17 protein-coding genes and 1 riboswitch are annotated in these 22,993 nt (G+C 63.4%); of the genes, 10 read left to right on the top strand and 7 right to left on the bottom strand.

Features of this window, described 5'->3' with window-relative positions:
* Positions 1-24: 24 nt before the first annotated feature.
* A riboswitch (cobalamin riboswitch) is annotated at positions 25-173 on the bottom strand.
* A gap of 40 nt (positions 174-213) precedes the next feature.
* Together QMX89_RS04605 and QMX89_RS04600 are read right to left on the bottom strand one after the other, a co-directional pair.
* Positions 214-1,386 (bottom strand): HlyD family secretion protein, encoded by a 1,173-nt coding sequence (locus QMX89_RS04605; protein ID WP_122742267.1) that lies wholly within the window; start codon positions 1,384-1,386, stop codon positions 214-216.
* Positions 1,383-3,044 carry an MFS transporter gene (locus QMX89_RS04600; protein WP_282347190.1) on the bottom strand — a complete coding sequence of 554 codons (1,662 nt, stop codon included), beginning with the start codon at positions 3,042-3,044 and terminating at the stop codon, positions 1,383-1,385. Before QMX89_RS04600 ends, QMX89_RS04605 begins: the two co-directional genes overlap by 4 nt.
* 307 nt (positions 3,045-3,351) lie before the next feature.
* Here QMX89_RS04600 and QMX89_RS04595 point away from each other — a divergent pair, with 307 nt between their 5' ends.
* From QMX89_RS04595 to QMX89_RS04585, 3 genes are all read left to right on the top strand, one after another.
* Positions 3,352-4,407 (top strand): hypothetical protein, encoded by a 1,056-nt coding sequence (locus QMX89_RS04595; RefSeq protein ID WP_282347189.1) that lies wholly within the window; start codon positions 3,352-3,354, stop codon positions 4,405-4,407.
* 126 nt (positions 4,408-4,533) lie between these two features.
* Positions 4,534-6,018, top strand: a complete 1,485-nt coding sequence (locus QMX89_RS04590) for an ATPase domain-containing protein (RefSeq protein ID WP_122742270.1) — start codon at positions 4,534-4,536, stop codon at positions 6,016-6,018.
* 2 nt (positions 6,019-6,020) lie between these two features.
* Positions 6,021-8,048 (top strand): response regulator, encoded by a 2,028-nt coding sequence (locus QMX89_RS04585; protein WP_282347188.1) that lies wholly within the window; start codon positions 6,021-6,023, stop codon positions 8,046-8,048.
* Between the two features lies 1 nt (position 8,049).
* Here QMX89_RS04585 and QMX89_RS04580 read toward each other — a convergent pair whose 3' ends face one another.
* From QMX89_RS04580 to QMX89_RS04560, 5 genes are all read right to left on the bottom strand, one after another.
* Positions 8,050-10,434, bottom strand: a complete 2,385-nt coding sequence (locus tag QMX89_RS04580) for a UvrD-helicase domain-containing protein (protein ID WP_282347187.1) — start codon at positions 10,432-10,434, stop codon at positions 8,050-8,052.
* 436 nt (positions 10,435-10,870) lie between these two features.
* The gene (gene pgm / locus QMX89_RS04575; protein WP_282347186.1) at positions 10,871-12,511 is read right to left on the bottom strand and encodes a phosphoglucomutase (alpha-D-glucose-1,6-bisphosphate-dependent); all 1,641 of its coding nucleotides are present in this window, start codon (positions 12,509-12,511) and stop codon (positions 10,871-10,873) included.
* A 147-nt stretch (positions 12,512-12,658) separates the two neighbouring features.
* Positions 12,659-14,212 carry a galactarate dehydratase gene (gene garD, locus QMX89_RS04570; protein ID WP_282347185.1) on the bottom strand — a complete coding sequence of 518 codons (1,554 nt, stop codon included), beginning with the start codon at positions 14,210-14,212 and terminating at the stop codon, positions 12,659-12,661.
* Between the two features lie 87 nt (positions 14,213-14,299).
* Positions 14,300-15,661 carry an MFS transporter gene (locus tag QMX89_RS04565; protein WP_090358282.1) on the bottom strand — a complete coding sequence of 454 codons (1,362 nt, stop codon included), beginning with the start codon at positions 15,659-15,661 and terminating at the stop codon, positions 14,300-14,302.
* 315 nt (positions 15,662-15,976) lie between these two features.
* Positions 15,977-16,717: a FadR/GntR family transcriptional regulator gene (locus tag QMX89_RS04560; RefSeq protein WP_282347184.1), complete on the bottom strand. Its 741-nt coding sequence runs from the start codon at positions 16,715-16,717 to the stop codon at positions 15,977-15,979.
* Between the two features lie 215 nt (positions 16,718-16,932).
* On the opposite strand from QMX89_RS04560, the gene QMX89_RS04555 reads away from it, so the two are divergent.
* From QMX89_RS04555 to QMX89_RS04525, 7 genes are all read left to right on the top strand, one after another.
* Positions 16,933-17,295, top strand: a complete 363-nt coding sequence (locus tag QMX89_RS04555) for a YkgJ family cysteine cluster protein (protein ID WP_049859588.1) — start codon at positions 16,933-16,935, stop codon at positions 17,293-17,295.
* Positions 17,296-17,428: 133 nt separating this feature from the next.
* On the top strand, positions 17,429-18,280 hold the full coding sequence (locus tag QMX89_RS04550) for an STAS domain-containing protein (protein ID WP_049859587.1): 852 nt from the start codon (positions 17,429-17,431) through the stop codon (positions 18,278-18,280).
* A gap of 4 nt (positions 18,281-18,284) precedes the next feature.
* Positions 18,285-18,647: an STAS domain-containing protein gene (locus QMX89_RS04545; RefSeq protein WP_090358291.1), complete on the top strand. Its 363-nt coding sequence runs from the start codon at positions 18,285-18,287 to the stop codon at positions 18,645-18,647.
* Complete coding sequence (locus QMX89_RS04540; RefSeq protein ID WP_049859585.1) at positions 18,644-19,048, top strand: anti-sigma regulatory factor; 405 nt, start codon at positions 18,644-18,646, stop codon at positions 19,046-19,048. The genes QMX89_RS04545 and QMX89_RS04540 overlap by 4 nt, the downstream gene beginning before the upstream one ends.
* The gene (locus QMX89_RS04535; RefSeq protein WP_282347183.1) at positions 19,039-20,055 is read left to right on the top strand and encodes a SpoIIE family protein phosphatase; all 1,017 of its coding nucleotides are present in this window, start codon (positions 19,039-19,041) and stop codon (positions 20,053-20,055) included. Before QMX89_RS04540 ends, QMX89_RS04535 begins: the two co-directional genes overlap by 10 nt.
* Positions 20,048-20,923 (top strand): ATP-binding protein, encoded by an 876-nt coding sequence (locus tag QMX89_RS04530; protein WP_282347182.1) that lies wholly within the window; start codon positions 20,048-20,050, stop codon positions 20,921-20,923. The genes QMX89_RS04535 and QMX89_RS04530 overlap by 8 nt, the downstream gene beginning before the upstream one ends.
* Positions 20,913-22,877 carry a response regulator gene (locus QMX89_RS04525; RefSeq protein ID WP_282347181.1) on the top strand — a complete coding sequence of 655 codons (1,965 nt, stop codon included), beginning with the start codon at positions 20,913-20,915 and terminating at the stop codon, positions 22,875-22,877. The genes QMX89_RS04530 and QMX89_RS04525 overlap by 11 nt, the downstream gene beginning before the upstream one ends.
* The last annotated feature ends 116 nt before the right edge of the window (positions 22,878-22,993 follow it).

Raw genomic sequence — 22,993 nt, 5'->3', positions numbered from 1 at the left:
CTCCTTGGATGGCGCGTCCAACAGGTTCAGGAAAATCCCAGGGGCAAGGTCTGGCTGACGACATGTAACATGCCGATCACAGTGGCGCGACCGCGCCGGATTCGAACCGGCTTCCTGCACTGGGCGAAGACAAACGGCGCTGACGGTAGGCGACCCGTCGGCAAAGATCAAATGGTTTAGCCCCGACCAGGGGGTGCAACCGCATTGGCCGCCCTAGGGCGCGCCGTCGCTCGGCGGATCCGTGCGGTCCTGCTCGACCACATAACCGGTGTCGATGCTGACCACGACCGACATGCCGGGCCGCAGACGTTGCGCTGCGGCCTGGTCCGGGTCCACGGTGATGCGCACCGGAATGCGCTGGGCGATCTTGACGAAGTTGCCGGTGGCGTTGTCGGCCTGCAACAGGCTGAATTCCGAACCCGTCGCCGGCGATATGCGCTGCACGTGCCCGCGCAGTCGCAGGTGATTGAGCGCGTCCACGGTGAAGGTCACCGGCTGGCCGATGCGCACGTTGGCCATCTGGGTTTCCTTCATGTTGGCCACTACCCACAGCGTGTCGGGGACCAGCGCCATCAATTGCGCCCCGGAGTTGACGTAGGCGCCCAGGCGCACGCCGATCTGTCCCAACTGGCCGTCGCGCGGCGCGACGATGCGGGTGTTGTCCAGATCGATGCGGGCCAGTTCCACGGCGGCCTCGGCGTTGGTCACGTTGGCTTCCAGCGAGTCGCGGTTGACGATCACCGTCTGCAGGTCTTCGCGCGCAATCGCCAGCGCGGCCTTGGCCTGCGCCACTGACGCCAGCGCCTGGGCATTGGCGGCTCGGGTCACATCCAGCTCGCGGCGCGACACCGAACCATCGCTGATCAGGTCCTGGTTACGGCGCAGGTCCGCGGCGCCCTTGCGTGCCTGGGCTTCACTGTCGACGACCGCCGCCTGGCGCTGGGCGATGGTGGCTTCGGCACTGCGGCGCTGTTGTAGGTTGTTGGCCAGTGCGGTTTTCTGCACCTGCACCTGGGCCAGCGCCTGGTTCAGGCGTTGCCTATAGATGCGGTCGTCCAGACGCACCAACAGGTCGCCGGCCTTGACGAACTGGAAGTCCTGTACCGGCACTTCGTACACATAGCCCGCCAGCTGCGGCCCGATGATCGTCACCTGGCCCCGCACCAGCGCGTTCTCGGTGCTTTCGATGTGGCTGCTGAACGGTGGCAGTTGCCAGGCATACAGCACGATCGCCACGCCAACCAGTGCCACGCTGGCGAAGATCAGGCTGGACAGTACCCGCACCCGTCGCGAGCGCGGTTCGGTGGCGGCCGGATTGGGGGGCGGAGTCTGGCCTTCGGGCGTGGCGGCGATGGCGTTGGTGGTCGTGGACGTCGGTTCGGTCATGAAGTGCTGGCGCCGCTGGTGGATACAGTAGGTGTCGCGGCGGTGACGACCGCCCGGGTAGTGCTCATCAGCCACAGGCTGCGTACGAAGATCCACAGCATGGTCAGTACGGCAATGATGCAGATCAGCATGAAGACATCGTTATAGGCCATGACGTTCGCCTCGCGGGTGGCGGCGGTGGCCAGGGCGCGGGTGCCCAGAGTCGTTCGCAACGCGGGGTCGGCGATGCTCGCCAGGTAGCTCGCGGCGGAGCCGCTGATGCGCGCCTGGACCAGCGGATCCAGCAACGTCAGGTGCTCCACGATCATGCTCGAATGGTATTTCTCGCGCACGATCTGGAACGTACCCAGCAACGCCGCGCCGATCAATCCGCCGAGGTTGTTGCAGATACCGAACAGGACCGAAAAACTCACCAGGTTGCGCGGATTGGTCAGCACGTGGCGCATGCCCAGCACCATGGTCGGCCCCAGAAAAAACGTGCCGCCAAATCCCAGCAGGAACTGGCTCAGGTACATGTTGGCCGGGCGCGTGAGGTTGCTGGAGAAGCTGTCCATCGCCGAGCCCACGGCCATCAGGGCCAGGGCGATGATCAGCGGCATGAACAGATGCTCCGGGTTGATCGTCCAGGCGCTCACGGCCAGCCCGGCCACCGCGCCACAGAGCATCACCACATAAAGGGTGCGCATCTGCTCCTGGCCCATGTTCAGCACCTGCAACAGCCCCACCGCCCCGGTGGACTGCTCCGACAGCACCATGCGCGTGAGAATCACCGCCAGGGCCAGGCGGATGGCGACGCCGCTGCCCAGCCAGCGGGTCATCAGCATCGGGTTGCTGCGATTGTGCTCCACGGCCAGCCCACCGAGGATCAGTACGATCGCCCCTGCCGACGCCCAGCCGATCCAGTCCGCCTCCAGCCACCAGTCGATCCGCCCCAGCGACAGCACGGCGCAGAGCAAGGCGATGCCCGTCGCCAGGATGGCGAAAATCAGGAAATCCAGCGGTTCGAAGGTCTTGAAGCGGTCGCCCGGCGGCAGCTTGAGCAGGAACACGCAGCCGAGGGTCAGCAGCGCCATGCCCAGCTCGAACAGATACAGGCCGCGCCATTCGGCGATCTGCAGCAAGTCTTCGGAGAATACCCGAGCCAAGGGCAGCGCCAGTTGCGAGGTGCCCAGGCCCAGCACCAGGGCCTTGAGTCGCCACTTGGCGGGAAAGGCCTGGATCATGTAGTACAGGCCCAGCGAACTCAAGGCCGCGCCGACCATGCCGTGTGCGGCCCGCACGGCGATGGCCGACGCGAGATCGTTGACGAACAGGTGGCCGAAGGTCACCAGGGCATAGAGCACCAGAAACAGTTCGGTGAAGGTGCGCAGCCCGAATTGCTGGCGAAACTTGACCAGCAGCAGGTTCATCGACACGTTGGTCATCACGTAGCCGGCCGGCAGCCAGGCCATCTCCGCCGCCGTGGCGCCGAGTGCGCCCTGCAGAAATTGCAGGTTCGCCACCACCAGTGAGTTGCCCAGGCCACCGGTCAGGGCCACCAGCAAGCCCACGATGCCGAACGCCAGGCGCTTGGGAGTCGAATGCAAAGGCGTCGAGGGCGAGCCCGGCAGGTTCGGCTTTTCGTGGGGCAGCCAGTCGCGGCTCGTGTAGCGGGACATGCGGTGGCCTTGGCAGGTGGCGAGCGGAACGTTGGAAAGGGTGCGCTAGGGTCTGTGTGAAAAGTCTTGAGACGAAGGTCAGGCAAGGCGAAAACAGCCGAGGAAGCGGAGTTTACGGGTTGTAAATGAGCATTCCGAGGCTGTTTTCAACGCAGCATCACCGAGTATCAAGGCTTTTCACACAGAGCCTAGTAAACCTCACCCATGGGTGGCTTGCCAATGGTCGCCGCCCTCTCGATTTGACTGCGCCTCGGCAGTGACCCAAGCTGAATACCCCGGCCAAGCCTGCGCCTCTTCGGATACCTGCATGTCTAAACGCGTTCGCCTTTCGCTGATCTTGATTGTGTTTTCGCTGCTGCTGGCAGGCCTGTGGTATGCCTTGCGCCCCGCCGCCACCACGGCGCCGGTTGCACCGCAACAGGGCTACACCAAGGCCCTGAACCAGGCCCGCAACGGTCAACCAGGCGCGGCCCGCGTGCTCTATCAGCAGCTGGCGCGCAGCGATCTTGCACCCGAGCGCCGCGCTGCGCTGTATGCCCAACTGCACAACTACCCCAGCCCGCAGGCGCTCAAGCTGGCCAGCGCCGATCTGCACAGCGACGAGGCGCAGGTACGACATGCCGCGATCGATGCGGTAATCGGGCTCGTCCCCGAAAGTCAGCGCAGCGTGCTGCTCGGGCCGTTGCTGGAAGACGAGGACCAGGCCATCCGCTTCCATGCCGCCCGTGGCCTGCTCGGCCTGCCGGTCGATGAGTTGGGGCTGTATTTCGCTCACCTGGACAAGGTGGTGAACGCCTACATCGCCGACCTGCAAGGACACACCGACGACGCCACCGCTCAGCTCGAACTGGCGCGCCTGTATCTGCACGATGCGGCCTACCCGCAGGCAGAGCAGGCCCTGACGCGATACCGCACCTTGGCGCCCGGCGACCTTGAAGCCATTGCCGTGCAAGTGGAGCTGCTCGAACGCCAAGGCAAAAGCGACTCGGCCCGCGCCTTGCTGGCTGAGCAGTTGCTCGCCCATCCGCAATCGGCGCTGTTACAGCAGCAACTGGGCCTCTGGCTGATGGCCCATGACGAGGACGAATACGCCCTGCTCGCCCTCGCCCGTGCGGTGGAACTGGCACCGGACAACAACGATTACCGCTACGTGCTGGCCACCAACCTGCACGACCTGCAGCAGATCGAGGCCGCACAGAAACAGCTCGAAGAGATCCTGCGCCGTGATCCGGCCAACCGCCGCGCCCGGGTGCTGTTGATCCAGTACTGGAAGGAAACCGGGCAGTTGCAGAACGTGCAGATACTGTTGGCCGAACTGGAACAGCAGAACGCCGACGATCCAAGCCTGCAACAGGGCCTGTGAAATCGCCCAGTTCCAATGGCGAATTTCGGTCATGCCACACAGGAACCCCGCTACCGGCACGGTGTCCAGTATCATGCTGTAGCACATTGCGCAACGCAGCCCTTCCCGCTACCCGAGGATACCTTTTTGACGACGGCCAAAGCAGCCACCGGTATTGCCGGGCTGGACGATATCTTGGGCGGAGGTCTGACCCGCAGCCATATCTTCCTTCTGGAAGGCCAGCCGGGCGCAGGCAAGACGACAGTAGCGCTGCAATTTCTCCTCGAAGGCGTTGCGCAGAACGAAACCTGCCTCTATATCACCCTCTCCGAAACCGCCAGGGAGCTGCGCGAAGGCGCCCTTTCCCATGGCTGGGAGCTGGACGAACGGGTCACGGTGTTCGAACTGACCCCACCCGAATTGGTGCTGGACCTGCAACAGCAGCAAAGCCTGCTGTACAGCAGCGACCTGGAGCTGGGCGAAGCGACCCGGCAGATCTTCGATGAGGTGGAACGGGTAAAACCCTCCCGGGTGGTGTTGGACAGCCTCTCGGAGGTGCGTCTGCTGGCTCAGGGTTCGCTGCGCTATCGCCGGCAGATCCTGGCCATCAAACACTATTTCGCCCGCTTCCATGCCACGGTGCTGCTGCTCGACGACATGACCAGCGAGCCGCTGGACAAGACGTTGCACAGCATCGCCCACGGCGTCATTCGCCTGGAAGAAACCGCACCCGACTACGGTGCCGAACGGCGCCGTCTGCGCATCATGAAATACCGTGGGCAGAAATACCGCGGTGGCTATCACGACTTCACCATCCAGCCCGACGGTATTCACGTTTACCCACGTCTGGTGGCGGCCGAGTTCCGTGCCCGCTACGAACGCAGCCAACTGACCTCGGGCATCGCCGAACTGGACGCGCTGCTGGGCGGCGGTGTCGAGAACGGTTCGAGCACCTTGATCATCGGCCCTGCCGGTACCGGCAAATCCTTGCTGTCCATGGTCTTCGCCGCCGCAGCGGTGGAGCGCGGCGAAAAAGTCGCGCTGTTCATCTTCGACGAAGAACTCAGCCTGCTCTTCGAGCGCATGAAGAACCTGGGCATCGACCTCGAGGCTTACCAGCATCGCGGCCAGATGATCATTCAGCAGGTGGACGCCGCCGAGCAGTCGCCCGGCGAGTTTGCTCACATGGTGCGTACCAGCATCAACCTGCATTCCATCAAGACGGTCGTGATCGACAGCATCAATGGCTACCACGCCGCCATGATGGGCGAAAGCACGCCGGTGCTGCACATCCACGAACTGCTGCTCTACCTCAATCGCCTGGGCGCTTCCACCTTCATGACCGTGGCTCAGCAGGGGTTGGTCGGCGACATGAAGGCGCCGGTGGACATCACCTACCTGGCCGATACAGTCATCCTGTTGCGCTACTTCGAGGCGCTGGGCAACGTGCGGCGTGCGGTGTCGGTGATCAAGAAACGCTTCGGCAGCCATGAAAACACCATTCGCGAATACAAGATCAGCAGTCAGGGCATGACCGTTGGCGAACCACTGAGCGCGTTCCAAGGGGTGCTGCGCGGCGTACCGACCTACATCGGTGAAGCCCGCCCCCTGCTCGAAGCAGACGATCAGTGAAGATGTCCATACCCACCTCGGAGCGGGTGCTGGTCCTGGCGCCCCTGGGCCGCGATAGCCAGGTCGCCTTGCAGATCCTGGGCCAGGCGGGCATCGAGGGAGCTGCGGTGCCGGATGTCGACGAGCTTTGCACACACCTGCAACGCGAGGGCGCGGGCGTGTGCCTCATCGCCAACGAAGCGCTGTCCGAAGCCCGGATGCAGCCCCTTCTGGTGTATCTGAGTCAGCAACCGGCCTGGTCCGACCTGCCGATCGTGCTGATGACCCACCAGCGCGCCGCCGATCAGGCGCAGTCCATGCGCCTCGCGGCACGCCTGGGCAACGTGACCTTCGTGGAGCGCCCGTTCCACCCCATGACGTTGGTCAGCCTTGCCAAGACCGCCATTCGTGGCCGTCGCCGTCAATACGAAGCCCGGGATCGCCTGCTCGACCTGAGCGAAAGCGAACAGCGCTTGCAACATGCCATGAGCGCCGGTCGCCTCGGCGCCTGGGAGCTGACCTGCCACCCGCTGCAGTTGAATTGCTCGAACCGGACCCGCGCCCACTACGGCATCGAGGCCGGCGCCCGCTTCGATTACTCAGATTGGCTGTTGTGCGTTCATCCCAGCGATCAAGCGATGATGCAGGAAGCGCTGATCGACAGCCTGCAACTGGGTGCCGATTTCGCCGCGCAATTCCGCAATCGCTGGCCCGACGGTTCGCTGCACTGGGTCGACGTGCGCGCCCGGGCGATCCCTGACGAGAAAGGCCTGATCCAGGCGCTGGTCGGGGTAACCACCGATATCACCGAGCAGAAGGCTGCCGAACAGCAGTTGCGCGAGCTCAATGGCAACCTGGAACAGCAGGTCGAAGAACGTACCGCTCAGGTGCGCATCAACGAAGAAGCCCTGCGCCAGGCGCAGAAGATGGAAGCGGTGGGCCAGTTGACCGGGGGCATTGCCCACGACTTCAACAACATGCTTACCGGCATCATCGGCAGCCTGGAACTGATGCGTCGACGCATGAAGCGCGATCAGTTCGACGACCTGCCCAAACTCATCGATATGGGGATCAGCTCGGCCAACCGCGCGGCGTCGCTGACCCACCGGCTGTTGGCGTTTTCCCGCCGTCAGTCTCTGGATTCCAAGCCGGTCCAGGTCAACGAGCTGGTCCGCTCGATGGAAGAGCTGCTGCACCGCAGCCTCAACGAGAGCATCACCTTGCACCTGCGCCTAGACCCTCAACTGTGGATTGCCGAAGCCGACCCGCATCAGCTGGAAAGCGCCCTGCTCAACCTGGTGATCAACGCCCGCGACGCCATGCCGGGGGCTGGCGAGGTGATCGTGGAAACGGCCAATCGTCATCTCGACGAACGCTTCACCTCTGGCCAGCAGAATCTGGAGCCCGGCGACTATATCCTGCTCAGTGTCAGCGATACCGGGCTGGGCATGGACCCCGCCGTGGTCGACCGTGCGTTCGACCCGTTTTTCACCACCAAACCCATCGGCCAAGGCACCGGGCTCGGCCTGTCGATGATCTACGGCTTCAGCAAGCAGTCCCGCGGGCACGTGGCCATCGACAGCACACCCGGCCAGGGCACCACGGTGCAGCTCTATCTGCCGCGTTGCTACGCCTCGCAGCTGCCGCACGCGCTGGTGCCGGTGATCGAGTCACCCATGGCGCGCAATGGCGAGACGGTGTTGATCGTGGAGGACGACAATGCGGTGCGCACCTTGGTCTGCGAAGTGCTGCGCGAGCTGGGGTACGGCTACCTGGAGGCAGCCGACGCCAGTGCCGCACAACCGATTCTGGCTTCCGGGCAGCGCATCGACCTGCTGATCAGCGACGTCGGTCTGCCCGGCATGAATGGCCGGCAACTGGCCGAAGTGGCGCGCACCCTGCGGCCTGGGCTCAAGGTGCTGTTCATCACCGGCTATGCCCAGGACGCGGAAGTGCGTGCCGGTTTCCTCGATGACGGCATGCAGATGATCACCAAGCCTTTCGCCTTCGACGTCCTCACCGCCAAGGTCCGGGAGATGTCCCAGGCCTGATTCAGCGCTTGGGCTTGATCCGCAGATCGCTGAAGCACGGCAGGCTGGCGTCGACGCGGTCGGAAGCGCGGGCGCCGGGCCTGGTCGCCGTTTCCACGTACCAGTAACAGCTGTGGATGGCCCGGGTGATCCCGACGTAGGCCAGGCGCAGCGCTTCTTCATGCTGAGCGCTGTCGTAGCCGTCCACCTGCCCCGGCGGCGCCAGACCGGCCAAGGCATACACCTGGTTCTTGTAGGGCGAGCGACTGGCGTACTGGCAGTCCCCCAGCAGAAACACCGCGTCGGCCTGCAGCCCTTTGGCGCTGTGGAAAGTGAGCTGACGCAAGCGACGCTGGTCCACGGGCAGCGCCTGCTCGAGCTGCAACAGGCCCTGGATATGTTCGGCCAGTGCCTGGCGATCACTGTTGCGGCGATACAGCACCAGAATCGAATCGCCCGCCGCATGATGCTCGGCAGCGCGTCGGGCAAGGTCTGCAAGGTCCCGAGTCAGCACGGTGACGGGCACCGGTTCGCGGGCGAACGTGGTGCGCGCCTGGGCTTTCTTGCCCGGTATGGCCGGCGCCGATGCGACGACATGTTCGGCGGCGTCGATCACGACCTGGTGACTGCGGTAGTTGTCGATCAGCAAGATGCGCGTGTGCTTGTGGGCACTGAAGGTGCGATTGAACTGCATGAAGTAGCTGGGCGTGCTGCCTCGCCAGCCGTAGATCGATTGCCAGTCGTCACCGACGCACATCAGCGAGCTGTGCTGGGCCGCTCGTTCACCGGCCAGAGAAGAGCCTCGACGAAGGATTTCGGCAAGGCTTGCCTTAAGCCAGCCGACGATCTGCGCAGAAATGTCCTGGAATTCATCGACCAGCAGATGGGACATGGGGCGCAGGGCTTCATCGGGTAGCTCGCCGACCCTGGTGCCAGAGCCCTCTCCCAACAGCGCGAACATGCGGTTGAACAGCATGATCGGCGGGGTCTGCCGCTGCAGGTGCGCTTCGAGCGCTGGCCAGTAGGTACGCAGTGCGGCAAAGACGGCCGCTTCGGGGTCATCGGCGTCCCAGGTCATTCGGTCGATGGCATCGACTACCTGCAACCCGAGATTCTCGATGAAGGTTGCGGCGGCCACGAAACAATCGAGCAGTGGCGCTGGAGAAAGCTCGCCGGGGAGCTGGTACTCGAAACCGGGACCAGACAGCGCCTTGCTGTTCAATGCGCTCAGAACTTTTTTCGCATCGGTTGGGTTATCCAGCCAAATCAGTTGTTTATCGCAGAAAGCTTGAAACAGGGTGCGCTTGACGGCCCACTCACCCCAGACCGGTATCTTCGCGCCCGGCCGGGTCAACTGGGGGTCGGTATTGGCATCGAAACCCAATACAACCCATGTGTCGAGTTTGGCTATGTATCCATGGGTATGGAATTTAAATCCTTTTATATCAGTCGCTTGTCGATCGATCTTGATCCCTTTTATAGGCCAGGCGTTTGCGTTGCGCCATTGATCTTCGATCAAGTCGCACAGCTCCACATCACGGGCACTGGCCAGGCTCAGGGCTTTGAGGCGTTTCTGTACATCTGCGTCTTGCGGGTCGAGCTTGCGCAACTGGGCTGCGCCTTTGCGCAGGCTGGCGATATGACTGGCAAATGCAGGATCGCTGGTCATCAGATCGCGATAGCACTCGTTCATCAACTGGCGCTGGGAATCGTTGAGACGCAGCTGGAAGGGGTTGGCTTCTTCAGCGCCTGCGCCAGCGGCGCCCAGATTCTCGAAAGCGCGAACGTCGGACAGGCCAGGAAGCGCATGGACCATGGGCAGAACCAGCGAATGGTAGGTTCTGACGACTTCACGCAGATTCTCGAATAGATACGAAATCTCCCATTTATCAAAGACTTCGCACAACTTCTTGATAAAGTCTCGACGTGATTCCCGGGTGAAGGTGACGACGCTGAGGCTGTCGAGTTCGAATCCCAGGTAGTGGTGCAGGACCAGCACTCTGAGCACCAGCGACGTGGACTTGCCCGCGCCGGCGCCAGCGACCACGCAAGTGGCCGGTGTGGTGCTGAAGATCATCTTCCACTGCGCAGCGCTGGGTTGGGCATGTTCGGGAAGCCGCGCAGCGACGTCGGCCTTGATGGTCTTCTTCAGGGCTGGGGTGAGTTCCAGTTGCCAGGGGGCGAACAGCAAAGGCTGTGGCGCCGGTAGCGTGGCGGGCTTCTTTGGCGCACGGGCGGGCCGCTTCGACTCTGATGCGGGAGAGGGTTCGCGGGAGGGTTCGGGCGCAGGTGATTCGATCAGTGGCGTATGGAACCAGGCATCACGTTGCTGCGAGCGCAGCCAACGCCAGCCCCGGGCAATCAGGCCCTGAGCCTGACGGTCTTTGTCGGTGGGTTGCGATGACACGAAAACTCCTGGGCATGTCGCGAGAGCCGCAATATACCAAAGATCCTTATCGGTGACGCTGAGCGGGTCAGGCGGTGTGCCTGGTGCTCCGTGGTGCCTGCCGACGCGGCTTGCGCCGCTGCTACAGGGGCCGTGTTTGCCATCGGTCCCCGTGTCGGCGGCGCACGCGATGCACCTGGAAGACCACGTCAAGGCCGGACGCGGTTCTTCTGTAGCAGCGGCGCGAGCCGCGTCGGCGGCGCATGCGGTCTATCTGGAGGACCACGTCAAGGCCGGACGCAGTGCTTCTGTAGCAGCGGCGCGAGCCGCGTCGGCGGCGCATGCGGTGCATCTGGAGGACCGCGTTGAGGCCGGACGCGGCTTGCGCCGCTGCTACAGGGATCGCGGTGATTCTGTAGCAGCGGCGCACGCGGTTTATCCAGGAGGACGCACGAAATCAACCGATGGCGGAATCCACCAACACCTGCGCTTCGGCCACCAGACGCTGCAGGTGGGCTTCGTCGATGAAGCTTTCGGCGTAGATCTTGTAGATGTCCTCGGTGCCCGATGGGCGCGCGGCGAACCAGCCGTTGGCGGTGATGACCTTCAGGCCGCCGATGGCCTGGCCGTTACCAGGCGCATGGCTGAGGATCTGTTCGATCGGCTCGCCGGCCAGCTCGGTCGACTTGACCTGCTCGGGCGACAATTTGCTCAAGGCCGCCTTCTGCTGCGGATTGGCCTTGGCTTCCACACGGGTGGAGAACGGCTCGCCCAGGGTTTGCGTCAGTGCGTCATAGGCCTGGCTTGGATCCCGACCGGTACGAGCGGTCATTTCAGCCGCCAGCAACGCAGGGATCAGACCGTCCTTGTCGGTGGTCCAGACACTGCCATCCATGCGCAGGAACGACGCGCCGGCGCTCTCCTCTCCACCGAAACCCAGCGAACCATCGAACAGCCCATCGGCGAAATACTTGAAGCCCACCGGGACTTCATGCAAACGGCGACCCAGGCGTGCGGTGACACGGTCGATCAGGCCACTGCTGACCACGGTCTTGCCCACGGCCGCGTCGTTGCGCCATTGCGGACGGTTCTGGAACAGGTAGTCGATGGCCACGGCCAGGTAATTGTTCGGCGCCAGCAAGCCACCGGTTGGCGTCACGATACCGTGACGGTCGTGATCAGGGTCGCAGGCGAACGCCACATCGAAGCGATCCTTGAGGCCGATCAGCCCCTGCATGGCATGGCTGGATGACGGATCCATACGAATCTGCCCATCCCAATCCACGCACATGAAACGGAACGTGGAATCGACTTCGGTGTTCACCACCTCCAGATCCAGCTGATAGTGCTCGGCAATCGCCGACCAGTAGCGCACGCCTGCCCCGCCCAACGGATCCACACCCAGACGCAGACCGGCTTTGCGGATCACATCGAAGTCGATCACGTTGACCAGATCGGCCACGTAGTGATGGATGTAGTCGTGACGATGGGTGGTCGCCGCTTTCAGCGCTTGCTCATGGGGCATGCGCTTGACGTCGCGCAGGCCGTCAGCAAGCAGTTCGTTGGCTTTGGCTTCGATCCACTTGGTCACATCGCCGTCGGCAGGCCCGCCATTAGGCGGATTGTATTTGAAGCCACCGCTCTGCGGCGGGTTGTGCGACGGCGTGATCACCACGCCATCCGCCAGGCCGCTGCTGCGCCCGCGGTTGTAGCAGATGATCGCGTGGGAGACGGCCGGCGTCGGCGTGTGCTCGTCGTCCTTGGACAGCATGACCTGCACGCCATTGGCGGCGAACACTTCCAGCGCGCTGGCGCCGGCAGGTGTCGACAGCGCGTGGGTGTCGATGCCGACGAACAGCGGGCCGTCGATGCCTTTGCTGCTGCGGTAGAGGCAGATCGCCTGGCTGATGGCCAGAACGTGATTTTCGTTGAAGCTCAAGTCGAATGAGCTGCCACGGTGGCCCGAAGTGCCGAACGCCACACGCTGGGTAGGCTCGCTCGCGTCCGGTTGGCCGGTGTAATAAGCCGTGACCAGACGCGGGATGTCGATCAGCAGCTGGGCTGGGGCAGGTTTGCCCGCAAACGGACTGAGCTTCATGCAAAAACCTCTAATGTAGGTACCGAAACGGAGAATGACAGTTTAGTGGCACTTCGACACTGGAGGTAGGGATTTGATTCCCTTTTTTGACGCTTATTTATCAGGACGACTGGCAGCGGATTGCCCGCTGCCCGTCGCAGCGCCTGATCAGGTGATCGGCGCAGGGTTGAATAAGGTGATGTCGTTGTGCAGGCGATAGCGCTCGGCCCAGGTCTGCTTTTCCCCGCTGGCCACGGCCAGGTAGTAATGGAACAACTCCCAGCCCAACTCCTCGATGGTGGCCCGCCCGGTCGCAATGCGCCCGGCATCGATGTCGATCAGGTCCGGCCAGCGCTCCGCCAGCTCGGTACGGGTGGAGACCTTGACCACGGGTGTCATCGCCAGGCCGTAAGGCGTGCCACGGCCGGTGGTGAATACATGCAGGTTCATGCCAGCGGCCAGTTGCAGGGTGCCGCAGACGAAATCGCTGGCGGGCGTTGCGCAATAGATCAGCCCCTTGCGATTGACCCGCTCGCCCGGGCCGAGCACGCCGTTGATCGCGCTGCTGCCGGACTTGACGATCGAGCCCAGAGATTTCTCGACGATGTTCGACAACCCGCCTTTCTTGTTGCCCGGCGTGGTATTGGCACTGCGGTCCGCAGCGCCGCGCTCCAGGTAGTTGTCGTACCAGTCCATTTCGCGCACCAGCTCGGTCGCCACTTCGTGGGTTTCGGCCCGCGAAGTCAGCATATAGATGGCATCGCGCACTTCGGTGACCTCGGAGAACATCACCGTGGCACCGGCCCGAATCAACAGGTCCGAGGCGAATCCCAACGCCGGATTGGCGGTGATGCCGGAGAAGGCGTCGCTGCCGCCACACTGCATGCCCAGAATCAGCTCGCTGGCGGGCACGGTTTCGCGGCGACGCAGGTCGAGCTTGGCCAGGCGGGTCTCGGCCAGGGCCATGATCTGCTCGACCATTTCCCCGAAGCCATGACCCGAATCCTGCAAGCGGTACAGCCATGGCTCGCTCAGGTCCACCGAGGGATCGTCTTCGTGCATCACCTGCCCGGCCTGCAATTTCTCGCAGCCCAGACCGATCACCAGTGCCTCGCCGCCCAGGTTGGGGTTGCGTGCCAGATTGCGTACGGTGCGAATCGGAATGTAGGCGTCGCGTGCATTGATTGCCACGCCACAGCCATAGCTGTGCGTCAGGGCTACCACGTCATCGACGTGGGGATACTTGGGCAACAGCTCTTCACGGATACGTTTCACGGCATGGTCCAGCACGCCGGTCACGCACTGCACCGTGGTAGTGATCCCGAGAATGTTGCGGGTACCGACGGTACCGTCGGCGTTGCGATAACCCTGGAAGGTGAAGCCATCGAGCGGTGGCAGCGCAGCCGGCACCGCGTTGGACATCGGCAGGCTGTCCAGCGGCGGTGCCGACGGCATCGCCAGTTGGCTTTCCTTGACCCAACTGCCTTGGCGAATGGGTTCCAGCGCGTAGCCGATGATCTGCCCGTAGCGCACCACCGTGCCGCCTTCGGCGATGTCGACGGTTGCGACCTTGTGGCTTTGCGGCACACCTTCGACGACGGTCAGGCCATCGGGAAAGCGACTGCCTTCGGCCACGCCCTGATCGTTGACCACGACCACGACGTTGTCGTCTGCGTGCAGGCGCACGTAGCGGGGAGAATCGGAATGTTCGATCAATTGCATGGCTTGGCCCTTCCAATCAACTCAGGCTGAATCGAGAGCCGCGTGCCGGCACTGCCGGCCGCGGTCTTGTCGTTGGCTGCAGACGCTTCAGGGGCGCGCGCCGGTCAGCTGCGGTGCATCGTCGACGATCGGATCGCCGTTCTCTTCGCGCAATACCACACGCTTGATCGGGCCGACGATCACCAGGTAGCTGAACACCGCGACCAGGGCGTTGGCGCCGACATACACCAGCGCGTACTTGAACGAGCCGGTGGCGCTGATGATGTAGCCGATCACGATCGGCGTGGTGATGGAGGCCACGTTGCCGAACATGTTGAACAGCCCGCCACTGATCCCGGCGATCTGCTTGGGCGAGGTGTCGGACACCACGGCCCAGCCCAGCGCGCCCACGCCCTTGCCGAAGAACGCCAGGGCCATGAACGCCACCACCATCCATTCGGCCTGCACATAGTTGCAGATGACCATGGTGGTCGACAGCATCAAGCCGCACACGATCGGCGTCTTGCGCGCGAAGGTCAGCGAATGACCGCGACGCAGCAGACTGTCGGAGATCACCCCGCCCAGCACGCCGCCGATGAAACCGCAGATGGCCGGCAGCGAGGCGATGAAGCCCGCCTTGAGAATGGTCATGCCGCGCTCCTGAACCAGGTACACCGGGAACCAGGTCAGGAAGAAGTAGGTGATGCCGTTGATGCAGAACTGCCCCAGGTACACGCCCAGCATCATGCGGGTGGTGAGCAGTTGGCGAATGTAGTTCCACTTGGGTTTGGACTTGCCGCCCTTGGCCTGGTCCATGTCGACCAGCCCGCCGTTCTTCTCGATGAAGTCCAGCTCTTCGGCGCTGATGCTTGGGTGTTCCTTGGGGTTGTGGATGTACTTGAGCCACACCGCCGAGAACAGGATGCCCAGGCCGCCCATGACCACGAAGACATGCTCCCAGCCCCAGGAATGAACGATCCAGCCCATCAGCGGAGCGAACAGCACGGTCGCGAAGTACTGCGCCGAGTTGAAGATGGCCGATGCCGTGCCGCGCTCGGCGGTCGGGAACCAGGCGGCTACGATGCGCGCGTTGCCGGGGAAGGACGGCGCCTCGGCGGCACCCACCAGAAAGCGCAGCATGAACAGCGCGATCACCGCGTTGGCCATCGGCAGGTAGCCGACGAAACCCTGCAGCACGGTGAACAGCGACCAGGTGAAAATGCTCCAGGCATAGACCTTCTTCGAGCCGAAGCGGTCGAGCAGCCAACCACCGGGGATCTGCAGCAGGACGTAAGCCCAACCGAACGCGGAAAAGATGTAGCCGAGGGTCACGGCGTCGATGCCCAGGTCTTTCTGCAGACTGGCACCGGCGATGGAAATGGTGGCGCGATCCGCGTAGTTCAGGGTGGTCACCACGAACAACAGAAACAGGATCATGTAGCGCACGTGCGTCTTCTTCGTCGCTGGCATGCGAAGGTACTCCCACGAGTTATTTTTATGAGGGTAGAAGGTAGGTAGCCGGGTGGTTCAGATCTTGCGCAGTCAGCTAAAGACTGTACTGGGCGTCTGAAAAACGGAAGAAGTCGGACAACAGCGGAAGGACATCGCGCGGATAATCATGGTTGCAGCACCCTGGACGTTGGAATTATTAGGGGACACCGGTCTGCGCCGGTACTGCAGTTACGTTATCGTACAACGCTACTGATATCCATACCTCGAAGATGAATTATTTCCAAAGATGTAGCGATGTCGGCAGGGAGTCATCGTACTACTGCGCGGAAACCGTCAGATCGACACCTCTTCGTGAGCCTTGACCACCCGCGCCCGGCTGTTGGCGAGGTGAATGCGCATGGCCGCCCGCGCCGCATCATAGTCGCCACGGGCGACTGCATCGAAGATATGCGCGTGCTCGCGCACCAGTCGCTCGTGCTTCTGCTGCCGGTCCAGCCGAGCGATGGCCACCGTGTCCAGGCGCGCCCGAGGAAACATGCTGGTGCCGAAGTGGGTGATGATGTCGACGAAGTAACGATTGTTGGACGCTTGCGCGATCTGCAAGTGGAACTGGAAGTCGGCGACGATGGAACCGCTGGTGTCGCTGGCCTGCTCGAAACGCTTGACTGCTTCTTCGATGCTCGCCAGCTGTGCATCGGTGCGACGCAACGCCGCCAGCCCCGCTGCTTCGATCTCGAAGCTGATGCGCACATCAAGAATGGCGATGACGTCCTGCAAAGTGACGATGGTGGCAGGGTCCAGGCGCGACACGGTCGAGCCCGGCACGTTGAGCACGAAGGTGCCGATCCCGCGGCGGGTTTCGACGATGCCCGACACCTGCAGCCGCGACAGCGCCTCACGCACCGTGGCCCGACTGACCCCACCCACCGCCATCAATTCCAGCTCGGTGGGCAGCTTGTCACCGGGCTTGACCACGCCCTGGCTGATCATCCTGCAGACATCGTCCACCAGGCTCTGGGCCAGGTTGCCTGGCCTGCGGCGAGTGATGTCGGCGGTGACGGTGTCGTTGCTCATGGAGGGGCAATCGTGGCGGCAAATGGAAAACCGATCATATATCAGGGTGTTGTGTGATGACAGCGCGAACACGTCGTCCCTTTGGTGCATTCACAGGCTGCGCAGCGCCCGTGAAATATACCTCGCGGCCCCCCTTCACAAAGGCCGCGGCAGCACTAGAATGGCGGCGTGGTCGCGGTCCCCAATAACGCTGTCGCCTCCCCTCCCGAGCCAACATGTCCAGAGTCAATCCCTGCCTTGAGTGCGGCGCCTGCTGCGCGCATTTCCGTGTGTCCTTCTATTGGGGCGAATGCCAGTCCGCAGGCGGCCCGGTGCCCGACGAGCGCGTCATTCAGGTCACCCACAACCGAGTAGCGATGCTCGGCACGGACGTCAAGCCTTCGCGTTGCACCGCTCTCGTCGGTGAAGTGGGCAAACCCGGCGTCAGCTGTTCGATGTACGCCCAGCGCTCCAGCACCTGCCGCGAGTTCGAGGCTTCATGGGAGCACGGCGAACACAACCCGGCTTGCGATACGGCGCGCGCGGCCTATGGTCTGCCGCCACTCCCCGCGCCCGTGATCATCTCGCTGGCCAGCTAGGCGCCCCTCGTTCGTTGCGGGCCAGAGCGACACGCTTCGGTGCGTGGCGATGGTCATCGACGGGGTCTGGCGTTTAGCAGATAATCCGCCATCATTACGCTATCTTGCCCCCTCTCTGTACAGGAGTTCCTGCATGGCCGCGCTGAACACGCAAACCGTTGACGCTTTCAAATCCCAACAAAACGCCATCGTCGAGCAATGGCTCGCAGGCCTCGAAGCCAGCGGTGCGACGCGCAACATCAAGGAAGCCGACCTTCAACAACAGAGCAGCGAACTGCTGAGCCAGTTGATCATTGCCCTGGAAACCAGCCAGACCCACAACATTGCTGGCAGCCAATGGGCCGACGTGCGTCAGGTGCTGGAAAAGCTGTCCCACAGCCGGGCCTTGCTGGGCCACGATTCGCACCAGACCGCGCATTTCATCTTTGCTCTCAAGCGTCCGCTGTTTGCCGTGCTGCAAACGACGTACGCCAACCAGCCGACAGAACTGGCCGAGCAGGTGCTGCTGGTCTCCGACCTGCTGGACGGCCTGGGCATGCACACCATCCGCACCTTCCAGAAGTCGCGCGAGATGGTCATCAAGCGTCAGCAGGAAGAACTGCTCGAGCTTTCCACCCCGGTGGTGAAGCTGTGGGAAGGTGTACTGGCGCTGCCGATGATCGGCACGCTCGATTCGCAACGTACCCAGGTGGTGATGGAGTCGCTGCTGCAGCGCATCGTCGACACCGGTTCGGAAATCGCCATCATCGACATCACCGGTGTGCCGACCGTGGACACCCTGGTGGCCCAGCATCTGCTCAAGACAGTTACTGCCATTCGCCTGATGGGCGCCGATTGCATCATCAGCGGCGTGCGTCCGCAGATCGCACAGACCATCGTTCATCTGGGCCTGGACCTGCAAGGTGTGGTCACCAAGGCCAACCTCGCCGACGCCCTGGCGCTGGCCTTGCGCCGCCTGAATCTGACCGTCAGCAAGGCGGTCTGAGGCCATGGAACGCATCCCTATATTGCAGATGGGGCCGTACCTGCTGGTGACCATCCAGGTCGACATGCACGATCAGCTGGCAATGACCTTGCAGGATGACCTTGCGGAGAAGATCAGCAAGACGTCCGCCCGTGGCGTGCTGATCGATATCTCGGCGCTGGACATGGTCGACTCGTTCATCGGCCGCATGATCGGCACCATCTCCGGTCTGTCGCGGATCATGGACGCCGAGACCGTCCTGGTCGGCATGCAGCCTGCCGTGGCCATCACCCTGGTCGAGCTGGGCATGAACCTGCCCGGCGTCAGCACCGCGCTCAACGTGGAGCGCGGCATGCGCCTGCTGCAGGCCCGAGTGAACGGCTCATGAACGTCGAAAGCAGCGGCAGCCAACCGGTTCGCCTGGAACAGGACGTGGTGCTGGCTCGCCAGACCGCGCGCAAGCTGGCCCAGGACTGCGGCATGCGTCTGATCGACCTGACCAAGTTGGTGACCGCGGTCAGCGAGCTGGCACGCAACACCGTGGTCTATGGCGGTGGTGGCGACATGGACTGGCAGATTCTCGACGACGGCGTACGCAAAGGCCTGCGCCTGACCTTCCGTGACGAAGGGCCGGGCATTCCCGACCTCAAGCTGGCCCTGACCGACGGCTGGACCTCCGGCAATGGCCTGGGTCTGGGTCTGACTGGCGCACGGCGGCTGGTGGAAGAATTCGAACTGGACACCGCGCCCGGCCAAGGCACTCGCGTGACGATTACCCGATGGACCTGACCTTGCGCAGCGCCATCACTCAGGTGATCGCGCTGCAGGACTCCAGCCAGGTCGGCGAAGCCCGCCGCGCCGCGCAGCAGATGGCGCAGGCCCAGGGCCTGGATGAAACCGACTGCGGCCGCGTGGCGCTGGTCGCGACCGAGCTGGCCAGCAATGTCCTCAAGCATGCAGGCCATGGCGAGTTGCACCTGCGTGCCCTGCCCCATCCCACCTCGCCGGGCGTGGAACTGCTGGCGCTGGATCGCGGTACAGGCTTCGAGCTGCAGGAATGCCTGGCCGACGGCTTCTCCACGCGCGGTACCCAAGGCATCGGCCTCGGTGCTCTGGCGCGGCAATCGGAAGTCTTCGACGTCTACAGCGACGCGCGCGGTTCGGTGGTGCTGGCACGGCTGTACCGCAAGCGCGACACCCAAGCCGACCTGCGCCTGGGCGTGACCCAACGCTCGCTGCACGATGATCCGGCCTGCGGCGACGCCTGGCAGGTAGCCTTCGCCGGCGAAGGCATCAGCGCACTGGTGGTGGATGGCCTGGGGCATGGCGAGGAAGCCGAAAAGGCTGCCCGTGCAGGCTGCCAGGCATTCGCACAGGCGCCGTTCGCACGGCCCGAGCAGGTGCTCGATGAGTTGCATCAGGCCATGAACGGCACCCGTGGTGGGGCGGCGGCCGTGGCCCAGTTCGATTACGACTCGGCTCAGTTGCGTTTCGCCGGCATCGGCAACATCGGCGCTACGCTGGTCGCGCCCGGCAAGAGCCGAGGGCTGGCTTCCCATCCCGGGATCGTCGGCGCGCAGTTCCGGCGCGCGCAGACCTTCACCTTCGATGACGCCAGCCAGCAGGTGCTGATCCTGTACAGCGATGGCCTGCAGTCACGCTGGAACATGACGGACTACCCCGGCCTGATCCACCTGCATCCCGCCATAATCGCGTCAGTGCTGTACCGCGACTTCTGTCGCGGTCGTGACGACATCACCGTATTGGTTATCGCTCTGGAGCCCGCCCATGTCTGAACCCCTCGAACTGGACGCCCAGGCCAGCGCGGCCCTGATCGCCCAGTTGCGTGCCGAAGCACAAGCCCTGCGCGAAGAACTGGATGAGACCAACCAGGGCGTGCTGGCGCTGTACGGCGAACTCGACGGCCAAGCCGAAGAACTGCGCCAGGCTTCGGACCTCAAGAGCCGCTTCCTGTCGTACATGAGCCACGAGTTCCGCACGCCGCTGGGTTCGATCCTGAGCATCACCGGTCTGCTTGCCGATGAGCTGGACGGCCCCTTGGCGCCGGAACAGCAGAAACAGGTGAGTTTCATCACCAACGCTGCGCAGGAACTCAGCGACATGGTCGATGACCTGCTCGATCTGGCCAAGATCGAGGCCGGGCGGATCACCATCTCGCCCGCCTGGTTCGACATGTTCGATCTGTTCTCGGCGTTGCGCGGCATGTTCCGACCGATCGTCAACGCCAGCGCTGTGGACCTGATTTTCGAAGAGCCTGCTGGGTTGCCAAGGCTGTACACCGATGACAAGAAGCTGGCGCAGATCCTGCGCAACTTCATTTCCAACTCGCTGAAGTTCACCCTCGCGGGCGAAGTGCGGGTATCGGCCAAACTGGAATCACCGTCGCAGGTCCGCTTCGCCGTGACCGATACCGGTATCGGCATTCCCGCAGAGCTGCATGGCACCCTGTTCGAGGACTTCGCCCAGATCGATTCGCCAGTGCAGAAGCGCCTGCGCGGTACGGGCCTGGGCCTGTCGCTGTGCAAGCGCTTTGCCGAGCTGCTGGGTGGCACGGTGGGCGTTGAGAGCAGTCCCGGCGTGGGTTCGACATTCTTTGTGATCATTCCGTTGGCCATCGCGCCGGAGCCTGGCCATGACACCTGAAGTGCGCGTCCTCATCGTCGACGACAACAGCGCCACGCGCTACGCCTTGCGGCGCCGATTGGAGCAGCACGACATCACCATTCTGGAAGCCGGCACCGGTGGCGATGGCCTGGCGCTCATCGCAAGCGAGCCGCTGGATGCGCTGATCCTGGACGTCAACCTGCCGGACATGAGCGGTTTCGACATCGTCCGCTTGCTGCGCGCCAAACCGGCCACGGCCTTGCTGCCGATCATCCATGTCTCGGCGGCCTCGATCCAGACTGGCGACATCATCACCGGGCTGGAAGCCGGTGCCGACGCCTACCTGATTCATCCGGTCGATGCTGACGTGCTGCTGGCGACGCTGCGCACGCTGTTGCGCGTGCGCGATACGGAAAACGCGCTGCGCGAAAGCGAGGCACGTTTTCGCGAGATTTTCGCCAACATCGCTGCCCCCATCGCGGTGATCGACGAGCAGTTGCAGGTGATCGAGTGCAACCATGCCTTCTCCCAGCTCCTGCCCACGCCGGTCTCCCTGACCAGCCTGCAGGCGCAATTGGCTGCGGGCCAGGAATCGGTGCTGGACGATCTGCAAGTGCGCTTGAGCAAGGGCGAACGCTGGCGCGGCAACCTGACCCTCAAGGTCGACGAACAGCTGCGTGAAACCGAATGGCAGGTTTCGCCCTACCGCGCCCCTGGGCACAGCCTGGTGTTCATCGAGGACGTGACCGAGCATCGCCAGCGCGAGCGTCAACAACAGATCCAGTTGGCCGACGCCCAGACCTTGCTGGCCCAGGAAGTGGCGGAGCGGGCACGCACCGAAACCCAGCTGCTGCAGGTGCAGAAGATGGACGCCCTGGGCAAGCTCACCGGTGGCATCGCCCACGACTTCAACAACCTGCTGACCGGTATCATCACGGCGCTGGAACTCATCAAGAAGCGTGTGGAGCCAGCCGGTGCCACAGCCAGCGTCGACAAGACCGTGTCCCGCTACGCCGACGCGGCGCTGCAGTCGGCCACCAACGCCGCCGCCCTCACCCACCGCATGCTTGCCTTCGCCCGACAGCAGCCGCTGGACACCCGGCCGATCGCGATCAATCAGCACGTGCATTCATTGGAAGACCTGCTGCGCCGCACCATCGGCGAGCGGATCACCTTGAGCCTGGACCTGACCGACAGCGCGGCGATTGCCATGGTCGATCCGATCCAGTTCGAAAACGCCGTGTTGAACTTGGTGATCAACGCCCGCGATGCGCTGCCCGAAGGCGGCAATATCCGCCTGTCGACCTTCGCTGCCTATTCGCGAGGCGACACGCGCCTGGCCGACGGCGACTACGTGGTGCTGTCGGTGCGCGACGACGGTACGGGGATCGATCACAGCATCATCGACAAGGTCTTCGATCCGTTTTTCACCACCAAGGCGGTCGGCAAGGGCACGGGGTTGGGCCTGTCGACGATCTACGGCTTTGCCCGGCAGTCTGGCGGTGATGTGAGGATTCGCAGTCTGCTCGGCCATGGCACCGAGGTCACCTTGATGCTTCCGGCCGGCCTGGCGCTGCTGCCGCTGCCCAGCGAACCGGTGCAGTTGGAGAATCGCGGCAAGGGTGAGCACCTGTTGATCGTGGAAGACATGGCGTCGGTACGGATGTTCGTGGTCGAGGCGCTGACCGATGCGGGCTATCGCTGCACCGAGGTGGACAGCGCGCTGGATGCCTTGGAAGCCCTGCGTACCGACCCGTCGATCCAGCTGCTGCTGACCGATGTGGGCTTGCCGCAAATGAACGGCCGCGTCCTCGCCGACGCTGCCCGCGACATGCGCCCCGAGCTGCCCGTGCTGTTCATGACCGGCTACGCCGAAAACGCCCTGGACCTGCAGACCTTCCTCGCCGAGGGCATGGACCTGGTCATCAAACCCTTCCGCATGGGCGACCTGGTCGGCCGCATCGCCCACCTCCTCGAACGCGATTCCCTGTAGCAGTATACGCATTTCACCTAACCCACCGCGCCACCCCCGGACGCGGCTTGCGCCGCTGCTACACACCGCGATCCCCAGTAGCAGCGGCGCCAGCCGCGGCGGCGGTGTAAGCGGTC

It is taken from the genome of Pseudomonas sp. PS01301 (genome assembly GCF_029960215.1).
In the GTDB taxonomy this organism is placed as follows: domain Bacteria; phylum Pseudomonadota; class Gammaproteobacteria; order Pseudomonadales; family Pseudomonadaceae; genus Aquipseudomonas; species Aquipseudomonas coleopterorum.
Note: the sequence above shows the minus strand (reverse complement) of the source record. Positions and strands in the feature narration are given on the sequence as shown.